Here is a 13193-nt window from a genome sequence, read left to right on the forward strand (position 1 = left end):
TTAGGTTCGATCCCCCCTGCCCCCCTTGATAAGGGGGGTGCCGATAGGCGGGGGGATCCCCCCTTAATCCCCCCTTGATAAGGGGGGCATCTGACAACTTTTAACGCCTACCTACTTAAGTAGCTAGACACAATTAATTAAGTATATCTAACTACTTCTTCCATGAGTGCATGAGTGCCTATCCTCACCAAGAAGTTAATTTTGTCCTATTACTTATATGTGTTATTTTCAGTGATCACTGTTCACTGATTACTGATTACTGATCACTGAATTTAGGCTTCTTGGTTGACAAAAGGCAATAAAGCCATTAAACGGGCCCGCTTCACCGCTTCAGTTAAATCTCGCTGTTGTTTAGAAGTTAAACCGGTGATACGTCTAGGCAGAATTTTGCCGCGTTCGGTGATGAATTTGCGGAGGAGTTCGGTGTCTTTGTAGTCAATCGGTTGACTGGGGGAGATGGGAGAGAGACGTTTACGATAGTAGCTCATAGATTTGTAAAGATTGCTTGACTTTTTAACTAAAGTGTGCTTACTTAATTTCCTTGTGGACGGTGTGCTTATTGCAGTGGGGACAGTATTTCTTGATTTCCAGTCTGCCGGTGGTATTGCGACGGTTTTTGCTGGTGGTGTAGCGAGAAACGCCGGGGGTACGCTTATCGGGATTACTGCGGCATTCCGTGCATTCTACAGTGATGATCAGGCGAACGCCTTTTTTACTAGCCATAACAACAGGGGATCGGGTAAATTTACACGCAATCGATCATTATGACATATCTAGGGCTTTTTAGGCAAGAGCGGCCGGGGTAAGGCAGGGAATTGTCGGCTAAAAAGTTCAGTTTGGGATGAAATCCAGCACAAAAAAGCTAGAATAATCACAGCAGTTGGCGAGGATGAGGAAAAATGACGGTAAGATTGGGTAAACCGATTTTAGTGACGGGGATAGGCATTACCATCGCTTTCACCCTGGGGGAAAGTCTCAATAGTACACTGAGCGAAATTGGTTCCTGGGGTATTTTCGGTGCGATTGCTCTTGGTGCCGGTATCTGGTTTTGGCAAAAACCCAACTCGAAAATCGATTTTTCCCCCCCCACTCCCCTGAGTCTAGAAAAGGTTAAACAAGCGATTAGCAAGGACGAGAAGATAATTAATTATCTGGCCAAAGAAGACCCCTATCAAGACTTAACCCCCCTCAAAACCACTTTAACCCAATTAAACCAAGAATTTAGTCGCCAAGACCTGAAAATTGCCATTACCGGCGCTAGAAAAACTGGTAAAACTGCCCTAAAAAAACTACTAGAAACCGGCAACTTTGGAGAATCTATCGCTTTTCTGGAAACGGAACCCCTTCTGACTCTCGACTCCACCGCTAACCAGAAAAAGGCCTTGGCAGCCGACTTAGTTTTGTATCTGATCAATGGGGATTTAACCGATTCCGAATGGCAAATCCTCCAGCAATTCGATCGAATGCACCAGCGTGTTATCCTGTTACTCAATAAACAGGATCGTTTACCCGCCGAAACCAGAGAAGAAATTCTCCTTTCCCTAAAACAAAGACTGAAAGAAACTATTCCTGCTCATCATATTTTAGCCATAGCCGCTGCCCCTGAACCCCTAAAAGTTCGTCAACATCAAAGCAATGGGGAAATCAAGGAATGGACGGAACCCCAAACGGTAGTTATCGATCCTTTAGATAATCATCTCCGAAAAATTATCGAACAAGAAAAGTCCGAATTAGTTCTGGGAACTATCTGGAGACAAGCGCTAGAATTAGCAAAGGAAACCAAACAATTACTCAATCAATCCCGACGCAAAAAGGCTTTACCTGTTATCGAACAATACCAATGGATAGCCGCTACTGCCACTTTTGCTAATCCTCTCGCGGCCCTAGATTTAGTTTTAGCGGCAGCTACTAACGCTCAAATGTTAGTGGATTTAGGGGCAATTTATCAACAAAAAATGTCCCTTGAACAAGCAAAAACAGCCATGGCCACCCTAGGGAAGATGATGGTACAATTAGGCATGGTAGAAGTGACAACCCAGGCATTAGGAACGATTCTCAAGGGAAATGCGATTACTTATATCGCCGGTGGTACAGTGCAGGGAATTGGGGCAGCCTATCTAACTCGTTTAGCTGGTTTAAGTTTAATTGAATATTTCCAAGAACAGGAAATTAACGAGCAACTGAATAATGATTGGAATTGGACGAGTTTGCAGAATAAAGTTAAACAGGTCTGGGAACAAAATCAGCGCCTAGCATTTTTACAGGATTTTGTCAAGCAAACGAGCGCTCGTTGGTCGGCATTTTCCAGTTAAAAAATCTATAGCAATTTCCATAGTTGTGAGGTACAGAGTCTTAGGTTTTGAGGAGTCAGTATTCAGGAGTCAGTATTCAGGAGTCAGGAGATAGGAGATTATTTTATTTATTCTCCCCACACCCCACACCCTACACCCCACACCCCACACCCCACACCCTGTCCCCACGAAAAACTTTTTCAGCAGACCCTAGTTAAGAAACGGGAAAAGGTAAATGCTGACGCAGCACATCCCAGCGCGAACAATCCCAATAATCGATATGAGAAATAATCAGATTATTGTCATCGAGAGTTAATTCACTGCGTCCAGAAATAGCGATGCGGGGTCGCCAAGGTAAAGGAGTTGTCCAGTGCAATGTCCAACGGGTATTAATAATATTTCCCTGCTGTTCAATTGCGTGGACATCCATCTTGATAGCTTGGAACCATTGACTCATAAAACCAATCATTTCCCGATAGCGTTTAATCCCCCGAAATTGATTGAGAGGGTCTTGAAAATAAACGTTATCAGCATAAATATCATAGGTTTGATCGAGGGGAAATCTTTGATAATCTTGCTGCAAAATAGCGATAATATCCATAAAGTACCAAATTATTCCCGATAGCTATTGCCTTTTTTCACTGCTGAGGGGTCACTGTTAACTATTAAGTACCTAAGCAAAATTAGTTACACATATTTAACTACCTTTTGCCTATTGCCTATTGCCTATTGCCTATTGCCTCTCCTAACCAAGAAATTAATTTTGCACCACTACTTAAAAGATCACTCCCGTCAAACTAAAGGGACGGACTTCGGTAATTTTAACCTTAACAAATTTGCCTCGCAATTCCTCAATATTTCCCGTAAAGAAAGTTAAGCGATTGCCTCTAGTTCTTCCCATAACTTGACTAGCATCTTTAGGGTTAACGTCTTCCACTAAAATTTCCTCAATTCTGCCTAAATATCTTTGGGAACGTTCAGCGGCTTTTGTGGCCACTAAATGATTTAATCTTTGTAAGCGATCGCTTTTTACCTGCTCACTTAATTGATCATCCCAAATAGCGGCAGGAGTCCCGGGACGGGGAGAATAGGCAGCGGTATTTAATTGATCAAAACCAATCTCATCGACTAATTTTAAAGTATTCTCGAACTGTGCCTCTGTTTCTCCGGGGAATCCGACAATCGCATCGGCACTAATGGCAGCATCCGGCATTAAATCGCGAATATTAGCAATAATTTGTCGGTATTTTTCCTGAGTATAGCCCCGTTTCATCGCCTTGAGGATATCATTATCCCCCGATTGAAAAGGGATATGAAAATGTTCACAAACTTTAGGTAATTCCTGACAAGCTTTAATCAAACGTTCGGTAAAATAGCGGGGGTGACTGGTGGCAAAACGGAGACGTTCAATGCCGGCCACATCGTGAACGTAGTAGAGTAAATCGGTAAAATTGTGCAGATGTCGGCCGCTTGCCGTCACTCCGGGTAAATCCCGTCCGTAGGCATCGATATTTTGACCTAAAAGGGTGATTTCTTGATAACCCTGTTGTCCTAATTGTGCCATTTCTGCTCGAATTGCCGCAGGAGTGCGAGATTGTTCCACCCCGCGCACCCCCGGAACCACACAATAGGTACAGCGTTCATTGCAACCATAGATGACGTTCACCCAAGCGGTAATATTACTATCCCGGCGCGGTTTGGTGATATCTTCCATGATGTGGATGGGTTCGGTGGCCACCACCTGGGAACCGTCAAAAACTTGTTGTAATAAGTCTCCCAAGCGGTTTGCGTGTTGGGGACCGATAATTAAATCCACTTCGGGAACCCGTCTTAATAATTGTTCCCCTTCCTGTTGAGCCACGCAGCCAGCGACAATTAAAGTAAGGTCGGGTTGAGTTTGTTTGCGTTTAGCCTGTCTACCGAGATAGGAATACACCTTCTGTTCGGCATTATCGCGAATTGTACAGGTATTGTAGAGGATTAAATCGGCTTCGTTGGCATCCTCAGACCATTGAAACCCCAAATCTTCTAAAATACCCGCCATGCGTTCGGAGTCAGCTTTATTCATCTGACAACCAAAGGTGGTGATATGGTAACGACGTGGGGACTTATTCATGATGCTGGCTACAGAAACAAGAGTGCAGGTTTCTATTTTAGGCTATTTATTCTCTGACTTGAAAGAGGGTGTAGGGTGTAGGGTGTAGGGTGTGGGGTGTGGGGTGTAGGGAAGGAAACCTCTTTCATCTGTGGGGGTGAAAATTTTTTCATCGGGACTGACTATCGGCTGCTCTGATGACCAAAAAGTTAGGATTGAGGATTGAGGATTGAGGATTGAGGAGGTTATTTTTATTTATTCTCCCCACACCCCACTTCCCCACTTCCCCACACCCCCACTCCTCAATTCATAATTCATAATTCATAATTCATAATTCCCGCTTGCCACTCCCCAGAAAAAGCATACTCAGCCATACAAGCAAAGAAAAACGAAACTTTTGCTTTGAGGATATCTCCTGACTGGTAGGATAAAAATAAACCATAACTAGGCAGTTTAACCTCCACGCCGCCGAGGCCAAACCTTTAATCATCAAAGGAAAAGTATTTATATGTCTAAAAATCAAGTGTTCGATTTCTTCGCCTTAGCCGCCAAAAACGAAGAATTGGGTCAAAAAATGCGCTCAACCCAAGATCCTCAGCAGTTACTAGAGATAGCTCGCTCCCAAGGCTTCGATTTCTCCCGTCCTGAATTAGAAGCGGCACTCAAATCCTTGCACGAGAGTCCCGACTTTTTCCAAAAGTTAGCTCATGCAGTGTTAGAAGTTTTCAGTCCTAACCACGATAATTATCCCTCGATCGGTGTCCAACCCTACGAAGGTGAGATCGATCGCTAGAATCAGTGATCAGTGATCAGTTACCAGTGATCAGAGGTGAGTTTTCATTTCACTGTTTACTGACCACTGAAAAAGGCTCCCCTCTCTCCCCAATTCATAGGGAGCATCCCAATTATGTAATTAGTATAAATGCTCAGAAGGGGAATAAGGCTTTTGTAGTAAAGATTCTGGTTTGAATCACACAATTTAGAGAACCGTTAAAAATCTATGAACTACCGAAAAGGCTTGCCATCTAAGCATTTCGCATCTAAGTATAATTGCTTATTGCAAAAGTGGAATGCTCCCAATTCATAATTCATAATTCATAATTTATAATTCCCACTCCCCTCACCCCACTCCCCACCCCAGCCGTATATAGTATAAAAAAATTATAAAAAAGCCGAAATCAGGGAAAATAGGCTTTTATCTGCCAATAAATCCAGCAGAGACAAGCAAGCCGCCAAGAGAAAACTTAAAGCGGAAATCGGCTCATAGCAAAGGTTTTAGCTGTAGATATCCTGAGAATTGCTGAGGCTGATGGGCGAAGTCAAGGAATGATTAACTTTCGTTAACCTGAAGATGAGAAATAATCATAATGTTTTATATTGTCAAAGGTGTCATAGTTTCCTATGCTTTTTTTAGGTTGATAATTTTGCCTGACTCGTCAAATTTTTACCAACCGGCCCTAGAAAATAAAATTAGTGGATGAAAACGGTCACGATCGAGATAAAATTCAGGATGGTCTTACCCACCTTGCCACGATCCCGACTGCCACCAGAGCTAGAGCAGGAAAAGTAACAAGGAAAGAATTTGACTGAAACAAAATTGATAACGCTAACAAAATTAATAGTTTAGTTTGGCTTGACAAGCGAGGAACAAAAAAATGCCAATTGCAGTAGGAATGATTGAAACCCTAGGATTTCCCGCCGTTGTGGAAGCGGCCGATGCCATGGTCAAAGCCGCCAGGGTGACTCTAGTGGGTTACGAAAAGATCGGTAGTGGTCGCGTCACTGTCATCGTCCGGGGAGACGTTTCAGAAGTGCAAGCTTCTGTGGCTGCCGGAGTGGAAAACGCCAACCGGGTTAACGGAGGACAAGTGCTATCTACCCATATCATCGCTCGTCCCCACGAAAACCTCGAATACGTGCTGCCCATTCGCTACACCGAAGAAGTAGAGCAATTCCGCAGCTATTAAACACCGTTGATCGGGGTCAGCATCTATAGATTCGAAGAAAGCCAACCATTAGGAGACAAAAATATTATGTCAATTGCAGTGGGCATGGTGGAAACCTTGGGTTTCCCGGCCGTCGTCGAGGCGGCTGATGCCATGGTGAAAGCCGCCCGCGTAACCCTAGTAGGTTACGAAAAAATTGGTAGTGGTCGCGTCACCGTCATCGTCCGGGGGGACGTTTCGGAAGTACAGGCCTCCGTATCGGCGGGGACAGAAGCGGCATCTAATCGTGTTAAGGGTGGTCAAGTCCTCTCGACCCACATCATCGCCCGTCCCCACGAAAACCTCGAATACGTTCTTCCCATCCGTTATACAGAAGCCGTGGAACAGTTTCGTGAAAGTGTTAACCCGCAACCTTTAAGACGAATCTAGAGCGCAACTAACTTTTAGTGTAAACAAATTCCATGCAAATTGCCAAAGTTTGCGGCACCGTCGTTAGCTCCCTGAAACCGCGCAGTATGACGGGAGTGAAACTTCTGCTTTTGCAATTCATCGACGCGCAAGGGCAACTTTTGCCTAAATACGAAGTAGCGGGTGATATTGTCGGAGCGGGGATTAATGAATGGGTGCTAGTGTCCCGGGGAGGAGCCGCCCGTATCGAAGACGGACAGAACAATCGCCCCCTTGACGCGATGGTGGTGGGGATTATTGACACTATAACCGTAGAAAATCGCACCCTCTACAGCAAGAGGGACGAATTTCGTCAATCCGGTTAAACATCGATAGAACCCAAACACAGTTAAGTAACAACCAGCCAGCCAAATTCAGTATGGAGGAAGACTAACTATGGTCGTCCGCACAACGGCGGCTAGTCCGAAAAAGCGGACAAAATCCCCAGAGGAAACGCGCATAGACGAGAGTGCCAAAGTCCACACCTTCTCTAAACTCAGTGGCGCTATCGAGATCGGGGCGCGAGTGGTGATTGCTCCGGGGACTTCCATCCGCGCCGATGAAGGAACCCCCTTTCACATTGGCGACGACAGCAAAATTCAGGACGGAGCAATCATCCACGGTTTAGAAAAAAGCCGTGTGGTGGGAGATGACGGCCGAGAATATTCGGTGTGGATCGGCCGGGGCAGCTGTATCACCCACATGGCACTCATTCACGGTCCCGCCTATGTGGGCGATCGCTGTTTTATCGGTTTTCGCTCCACCGTCTTTAATGCCCGCATTGGTGCCGATTGCATCGTCATGATGCACGCCCTCGTTCAAGACGTGGAAATCCCCGCCGGGAAATTCGTGCCATCCGGTTCCGTGATCACCAGCCAACAACAGGCCGACCGCTTACCCGATGTCACAGAAATCGATCGAGCCTTCACCCGTCACATTGTCGATATCGACCTCGCCCCCAGCGTCCCGGTCAAAGCCCACAGCCCAGCGACTCCTCCACCGGCAGCCGCTATAAACATCGCTAATGAGACGCTATATAGAAATTCGGTGACACCTATGAGTTTAAATACAAACATTCGAGCGCAGGTTCGCTCCCTCCTCTCCCAAGGCTACAAGATCGGCATCGAATACGCTGACAAACGCCGCTTTAAAACCAGTTCTTGGTTAAGTGCCGGCTTTATCGACGGCGGCCGCGAAGAACAGGTATCCCAATCCCTAGAAGCCTCCCTGAGAGACCTGCAAGGCGAATACGTCCGCCTGATCGGAGTCGATCCCGCCGCTAAACGGCGCATACTGGAAATGATTATCCAACGCCCCGAAGACACACCGGGAGAACCGGCCCGCACCACCACCGCCGTCCACGGCGGTCATGGCAACGGTAACGGCCATTCCGACCTGTCCGTACAAGTGCGTTCCCTGCTGGCCCAAGGACTGAAAATCGCCACCGAACACGCGGATAAACGCCGGTTTAAAACCAGTTCTTGGTTAACCGGACCTGCGATCGAAACCAAGAGCGAAGCGGGCATCATTCGCGATATTGAAGCGATCGTGACTGAAAATAGCGATGAGTACGTTCGCCTGATCGGGATCGACCCGCAAGCGAAAAAACGCGTCGTCGAAATGATTATTCACCGCCCCGGCAGCACCCCCGCTAGTAACGGCAGCGCCAAAGCCAGCAGCTACAGCGCCCCCGCTAGTAACGGAGCCAGTTATAGCAGCAGTGGTAGCTTAAGTGGGGAAACGATCGCTCAAATTCGTTCCCTGCTCGCCCAAGGCTACAAAATCGGCACCGAACACGCGGATAAACGCCGGTTTAAAACCAGTTCTTGGCAGAGTTGCGCCCCGATCGAAAGCAATCGCGAATCCGATGTAATTACTGCTTTGGAAGATTGTTTACGGGAACATAGCGGCGAATACGTCCGCTTACTCGGTATCGATGCTAAAGCCAAAAAACGGGTTTTAGAAACGGTGATTCAGCGTCCCGATGGTTCGGTGAGTAGTAATGGCAGCAGTAAAACCGCCACCGTTGCTGAACCGAGTTTCAAAAGCTATGCTTCCGGTTCCTCCGGCGGTGGTACTGCCACTTTAACCAGTACCTTAACGGCGGAAACGATCGCTCAGATTCGTTCTTTATTGAACCAAGGTCACAAAATTGGCAGTGAACACGCGGATAAACGTCGTTTTAAAACCGGTTCTTGGCAAAGCTGCACCCCGATCGATAGCAGTCGCGAATCCGATGTGGTGGCCGCTTTAGAAACCTGTCTGCGCGACCATCAAGGGGAATACGTTCGTCTGATCGGGATTGACTCCCAAGCGAAACGTCGTGTTCTCGAATCGATTATTCAACGCCCTTAATTTCAGGACTCGGCGATCGGTGAACGGAGATAGGTGTTAGGTGTTGGCGGATCGGGAAAAATACCCGAAACTCTAACCCCTACCCCCTAACCCCTGGTCACTGATCACTGATCACTGAATGACTGTCAATTATGTCCTTACCCCCCGTTCAACCTATTAGCCGCTCGGAATTCTATGTCAATGGTGATGTCACCATTGATGAGAGTGCGATCGTGGCTCCGGGGGTGATTCTCCGAGCAGCCCCCAATAGCCAAATAATTATCGGTGCGGGTGCTTGCCTGGGTATGGGAACGATTTTAACCGCCTATCAGGGTGTTATTGCTATCGGTGCGGGAGCAATTTTAGGTACAGGTGTTCTCGTCGTCGGTCGGGGTGAAATCGGTGAAAATGCCTGTATTGGGTCAACCACAACGATTTTTAATGCTTCTGTGGCAGCGATGTCGATCGTGCCGTCCGGTTCCCTGATCGGAGATACTTCCCGTCAAATTACCATCGAGGTGTCAGCGACCCCATCGGAACCGGAAAGACCCCCTTTACCGGAACCGCAACCCGTAGTCAGTCAAGTGTCCCCAGTGCCGTCCGTGGAGGAAGTGGTCTCCGAAACCGTGGCCAGTCCTTGGGATGGCGAGGAAATGGTCGCCGAGGCCAGTCCCGCGGAAACCAGAGAACAAGCATCTACTACTAACCGACCGAATCAAGCATCGGTGGTCGGAAAGGTCTATATCAATCAGTTATTGGTCACGCTATTTCCAGAACGTCATCGTTTTAATGGCAACAATAACCATAATTCTTGAAGGGGAAAATAATCGTTCACAAGCCAAAAATCTCAACAATAATTACTGAGTAATTAGACCTAATTTATCTAGAGTTCACTGCTGTCTAACTGTCCTCTAGGTACTGGGTATAATTGCTTAGAAATCCTGTTAATATTTAGCGATTGCCGACAATTTTTTGAGGTTGTAATTATTGATAATCTTCCTCAATTAAAGAGTAGTTTTAATCGCTCAAAGCCTGATGAGCAGAAGTTTCTGCGTGTCAATCAGGTAAATTTTTATTGATTTTTTTGTGTTTTTGTAGAGATTGTCAAAGTTAGATGACGACAGATTAAAGAAACTAATCCCCCCGAGAAAAAAAAACAATCAAAATTTTAGGGATAGAGAAAAAAAATGATCAGAATAGGATAAAGTTCATGTTAAGATGATCAGTTGAAAAAAACATTAGTGAAAATTGCTCCCTAACTTCGCTCCTGGCAGCAGGGGAAAGGAGCTTAAGAAAAATCTATGTCGGTTGACGGCGAGATTTTACAGGTGCGACTAATCATGCAGTTTATGGAGGAATAATCCCAATGGTGCAAGCCAAATCCAAAGGTTTCCAGGCCGGCGTAAAAGACTACCGACTGACCTACTACACCCCCGACTACACCCCCAAAGATACCGATCTACTAGCTTGCTTCCGGGTGACACCCCAACCCGGAGTTCCTCCGGAAGAAGCAGGTGCGGCAGTAGCGGCGGAATCTTCCACAGGTACCTGGACCACCGTTTGGACCGATAACTTAACCGACCTCGATCGCTATAAAGGCCGTTGTTATGATATCGAACCCGTACCCAACGAAGATAACCAGTTCTTCTGTTTCGTTGCCTATCCTTTAGATCTATTTGAAGAAGGTTCCGTCACCAACATCCTCACCTCGATCGTTGGTAACGTTTTCGGTTTCAAAGCTCTACGCGGTCTCCGTTTAGAAGATATCCGTTTCCCCGTAGCTTTAATCAAAACCTTCCAAGGTCCTCCCCACGGTATCACCGTTGAACGGGACAAATTAAACAAATACGGTCGCCCCCTACTCGGTTGCACCATCAAACCCAAACTCGGCCTTTCCGCTAAAAACTATGGTCGTGCCGTTTATGAATGTCTCCGCGGTGGTTTAGACTTCACCAAAGACGACGAAAATATTAACTCTCAACCCTTCATGCGTTGGCGCGATCGTTTCCTCTTTGTCCAAGAGGCGATCGTTAAATCCCAAGCAGAAACCAACGAAGTTAAAGGACATTACCTCAACGTAACCGCTCCTACCTGCGAGCAGATGATGCAACGGGCTGAATTCGCTGCCGAAATCAAAACCCCCATCATCATGCACGACTACCTCACCGGTGGTTTCACCGCTAACACCACCCTGGCGAAATTCTGCCGCGACAAAGGGTTACTGCTCCACATTCACCGGGCAATGCACGCGGTTATCGACCGTCAGAAAAATCATGGTATCCACTTCCGCGTTTTGGCTAAGTGCTTACGTCTCTCTGGTGGTGATCACCTGCACTCGGGAACCGTTGTCGGTAAACTCGAAGGTGAACGCGGAATCACGATGGGTTTTGTTGACCTGATGCGTGAAGACTATGTAGAAGAAGATCGCGCTCGTGGTATTTTCTTCACCCAAGACTACGCTTCCTTACCCGGGGTAATGCCGGTGGCTTCCGGTGGTATCCACGTTTGGCATATGCCCGCGTTGGTGGAAATCTTCGGCGACGATTCCTGCTTACAGTTCGGTGGTGGAACCCTCGGCCACCCCTGGGGTAACGCACCGGGTGCCACCGCTAACCGTGTGGCTCTGGAAGCTTGTATCCAAGCTCGTAACGAAGGACGCTCCTTGGCCCGCGAAGGTAACGACGTTATCCGGGAAGCTTGCCGTTGGAGTCCTGAACTGGCTGCCGCTTGCGAACTCTGGAAAGAAATCAAATTCGAGTTCGAGGCTATGGATACCCTCTAATACAGCCCTTCAGAAAGTTGTTAGCAGTTATTGGTGGAAAATAATGCCGGGGACTTGCCCAAAATCGGGAAGCAGTCGCTAGAATTTCAACACTGATAACTGTCTAGCCAATAACTGAAAACTGTATAAAATGTATCCGAAAAAAGTTGTTCAAGATACCGCGAAAGTCTTACAAAGTTACCTAACTTACCAAGCGGTTCGCACGATTATCGATCAATTGTCAGAAACTAATCCGACTTTAGCTATTTGGCTGAGTCACTATACTTCTAGCCATTCCATTCAGGATGGCGAGGCCTATATTGCGGGGTTAATGGCTGAGAATAAAGAGTTAGTTTTGCGGATCATGACGGTAAGAGAACATTTAGCCGAACAGGTTTTAGAGTTCTTGCCAGAGATGGTAAAAACGGGAATTATTAATGACAATACCGAACATCGTCGGCAACTTTTGGAACGTCTCACCCGTACTGCTATAAGTCAACCAGAGACATCGGAATTAAATCTCGATGTTGATGATCTACCCAACCCATAAGGAATCAAGAAACCCATGAAAACTTTACCTAAAGAGAAGCGTTACGAAACTCTTTCCTACTTGCCTCCCCTCACCGATCAACAAATTGCTAAACAAATTCAATACATGATCGATCAGGGTTATATTCCTGCTGTGGAATTTGAAAAAGATCCCAAACCCGCGGATTATCATTGGACGATGTGGAAACTGCCTTTATTCTCTGTTTCTGGCCCCCAAGAAGTTCTTAATGAAGTTCGCGAGTGCCGCACCGAGTATTCTGATTGCTACATCCGCGTTATCGCTTTTGACAACATCAAACAATGTCAAACCATGAGCTTTATTGTTCACAAACCCAATGCTGGCCGCTACTAATTTGGTTGTCATCTAATTATTAACTGTTGAGGGGGGTTCTTAAACCTCCCTTTTTTTCTATCATTTGTTATTGAAAATCGTTGATTAACATCCAAAAACACTTGATTGGAAAATCATTAAGGTTATTACCTTGAAATTCTACAGATTGATTTCTAACCCAAGCATTTGCTACTGTGCGGAAGCGTGTGTTTTTATATTGATTAACTTTCTCGGCTTCTTGACTAGGATTTTTCCGAGGATCCGATAAGTCTGAGGCTGTTATATAAAGACATTTACTATAAACAACAAACATAAAATTAAATGGCTCTTCGTTACCCTTTATGCTAAATCAACATACAAGATGCCAAGATAACATACTTCTAACCCAAAAATTCCGAAAGTTTCTAAAGCCATAGCCTCTCCGTTTTATTAGTTTAAG

14 protein-coding genes are annotated in these 13193 nt (G+C 46.1%); 10 read left to right on the forward strand and 4 right to left on the reverse strand.

Annotation, left to right across the window (positions count from 1 at the left end):
• Positions 1 to 272 precede the first annotated feature (272 nt).
• Both rpsR and rpmG read right to left on the reverse strand, forming a co-directional pair.
• On the reverse strand, positions 273 to 488 hold the full coding sequence (rpsR, locus tag EWV68_RS09615) for a 30S ribosomal protein S18 (RefSeq protein WP_002770735.1): 216 nt from the start codon (positions 486 to 488) through the stop codon (positions 273 to 275).
• A gap of 40 nt (positions 489 to 528) precedes the next feature.
• On the reverse strand, positions 529 to 723 hold the full coding sequence (rpmG, locus tag EWV68_RS09620; protein ID WP_002734724.1) for a 50S ribosomal protein L33: 195 nt from the start codon (positions 721 to 723) through the stop codon (positions 529 to 531).
• Positions 724 to 899: 176 nt separating this feature from the next.
• On the opposite strand from rpmG, the gene EWV68_RS09625 reads away from it, so the two are divergent.
• Positions 900 to 2312: a slr1306 family protein gene (locus EWV68_RS09625; RefSeq protein WP_287169625.1), complete on the forward strand. Its 1413-nt coding sequence runs from the start codon at positions 900 to 902 to the stop codon at positions 2310 to 2312.
• A gap of 193 nt (positions 2313 to 2505) precedes the next feature.
• On the opposite strand, the gene EWV68_RS09630 is transcribed toward EWV68_RS09625, so the two are convergent.
• Positions 2506 to 2892 carry a C6orf136 family protein gene (locus tag EWV68_RS09630; protein WP_287169627.1) on the reverse strand — a complete coding sequence of 129 codons (387 nt, stop codon included), beginning with the start codon at positions 2890 to 2892 and terminating at the stop codon, positions 2506 to 2508.
• Positions 2893 to 3066: 174 nt separating this feature from the next.
• A complete protein-coding gene (gene miaB, locus EWV68_RS09635) occupies positions 3067 to 4407 on the reverse strand; it encodes a tRNA (N6-isopentenyl adenosine(37)-C2)-methylthiotransferase MiaB (protein ID WP_287169629.1) in 1341 nt (446 codons plus the stop codon).
• A 487-nt stretch (positions 4408 to 4894) separates the two neighbouring features.
• Between miaB and EWV68_RS09640 the strand changes: the two genes are divergently transcribed.
• The 9 genes from EWV68_RS09640 (at position 4895) to EWV68_RS09680 (ending at position 12775) form a co-directional block, all read left to right on the forward strand.
• Complete coding sequence (locus EWV68_RS09640) at positions 4895 to 5179, forward strand: Nif11-like leader peptide family natural product precursor (protein WP_002741693.1); 285 nt, start codon at positions 4895 to 4897, stop codon at positions 5177 to 5179.
• A gap of 862 nt (positions 5180 to 6041) precedes the next feature.
• Positions 6042 to 6353 carry a carbon dioxide-concentrating mechanism protein CcmK gene (locus EWV68_RS09645; RefSeq protein WP_002734613.1) on the forward strand — a complete coding sequence of 104 codons (312 nt, stop codon included), beginning with the start codon at positions 6042 to 6044 and terminating at the stop codon, positions 6351 to 6353.
• Positions 6354 to 6419: 66 nt separating this feature from the next.
• On the forward strand, positions 6420 to 6761 hold the full coding sequence (locus EWV68_RS09650) for a carbon dioxide-concentrating mechanism protein CcmK (RefSeq protein WP_002733426.1): 342 nt from the start codon (positions 6420 to 6422) through the stop codon (positions 6759 to 6761).
• A gap of 32 nt (positions 6762 to 6793) precedes the next feature.
• Complete coding sequence (ccmL, locus tag EWV68_RS09655) at positions 6794 to 7105, forward strand: beta-carboxysome shell vertex protein CcmL (protein ID WP_002759323.1); 312 nt, start codon at positions 6794 to 6796, stop codon at positions 7103 to 7105.
• Between the two features lie 70 nt (positions 7106 to 7175).
• A complete protein-coding gene (locus EWV68_RS09660; RefSeq protein ID WP_287169631.1) occupies positions 7176 to 9134 on the forward strand; it encodes a RuBisCO small subunit-like domain-containing protein in 1959 nt (652 codons plus the stop codon).
• Positions 9135 to 9265: 131 nt separating this feature from the next.
• A complete protein-coding gene (gene ccmN / locus EWV68_RS09665) occupies positions 9266 to 9928 on the forward strand; it encodes a beta-carboxysome scaffolding protein CcmN (protein ID WP_004162497.1) in 663 nt (220 codons plus the stop codon).
• Positions 9929 to 10479: 551 nt separating this feature from the next.
• Positions 10480 to 11895, forward strand: a complete 1416-nt coding sequence (locus EWV68_RS09670) for a form I ribulose bisphosphate carboxylase large subunit (protein ID WP_002753365.1) — start codon at positions 10480 to 10482, stop codon at positions 11893 to 11895.
• 130 nt (positions 11896 to 12025) lie between these two features.
• Positions 12026 to 12424 carry a RuBisCO chaperone RbcX gene (gene rcbX, locus EWV68_RS09675; protein ID WP_061430949.1) on the forward strand — a complete coding sequence of 133 codons (399 nt, stop codon included), beginning with the start codon at positions 12026 to 12028 and terminating at the stop codon, positions 12422 to 12424.
• A 15-nt stretch (positions 12425 to 12439) separates the two neighbouring features.
• Positions 12440 to 12775 carry a ribulose bisphosphate carboxylase small subunit gene (locus EWV68_RS09680; protein WP_002741682.1) on the forward strand — a complete coding sequence of 112 codons (336 nt, stop codon included), beginning with the start codon at positions 12440 to 12442 and terminating at the stop codon, positions 12773 to 12775.
• The last annotated feature ends 418 nt before the right edge of the window (positions 12776 to 13193 follow it).

This window comes from Microcystis sp. M_QC_C_20170808_M9Col (assembly GCF_007095495.1).
Classification (GTDB): Bacteria; Cyanobacteriota; Cyanobacteriia; order Cyanobacteriales; family Microcystaceae; genus Microcystis; species Microcystis aeruginosa.

Bases quoted from the DNA above. Each gene is read 5' to 3' on its own strand.
- EWV68_RS09680 (WP_002741682.1), top strand. From the start codon at position 12,440: ATGAAAACTTTACCTAAAGAGAAGCGTTACGAAACTCTTTCCTACTTG.
- EWV68_RS09630 (WP_287169627.1), bottom strand. From the start codon at position 2,892: ATGGATATTATCGCTATTTTGCAGCAAGATTATCAAAGATTTCCCCTC.
- EWV68_RS09660 (WP_287169631.1), top strand. From the start codon at position 7,176: ATGGTCGTCCGCACAACGGCGGCTAGTCCGAAAAAGCGGACAAAATCC.
- EWV68_RS09640 (WP_002741693.1), top strand. From the start codon at position 4,895: ATGTCTAAAAATCAAGTGTTCGATTTCTTCGCCTTAGCCGCCAAAAAC.
- ccmN (WP_004162497.1), top strand. From the start codon at position 9,266: ATGTCCTTACCCCCCGTTCAACCTATTAGCCGCTCGGAATTCTATGTC.
- miaB (WP_287169629.1), bottom strand. From the start codon at position 4,407: ATGAATAAGTCCCCACGTCGTTACCATATCACCACCTTTGGTTGTCAG.
- ccmL (WP_002759323.1), top strand. From the start codon at position 6,794: ATGCAAATTGCCAAAGTTTGCGGCACCGTCGTTAGCTCCCTGAAACCG.
- EWV68_RS09650 (WP_002733426.1), top strand. From the start codon at position 6,420: ATGTCAATTGCAGTGGGCATGGTGGAAACCTTGGGTTTCCCGGCCGTC.
- EWV68_RS09625 (WP_287169625.1), top strand. From the start codon at position 900: ATGACGGTAAGATTGGGTAAACCGATTTTAGTGACGGGGATAGGCATT.
- rpsR (WP_002770735.1), bottom strand. From the start codon at position 488: ATGAGCTACTATCGTAAACGTCTCTCTCCCATCTCCCCCAGTCAACCG.
- EWV68_RS09645 (WP_002734613.1), top strand. From the start codon at position 6,042: ATGCCAATTGCAGTAGGAATGATTGAAACCCTAGGATTTCCCGCCGTT.
- rcbX (WP_061430949.1), top strand. From the start codon at position 12,026: ATGTATCCGAAAAAAGTTGTTCAAGATACCGCGAAAGTCTTACAAAGT.
- EWV68_RS09670 (WP_002753365.1), top strand. From the start codon at position 10,480: ATGGTGCAAGCCAAATCCAAAGGTTTCCAGGCCGGCGTAAAAGACTAC.
- rpmG (WP_002734724.1), bottom strand. From the start codon at position 723: ATGGCTAGTAAAAAAGGCGTTCGCCTGATCATCACTGTAGAATGCACG.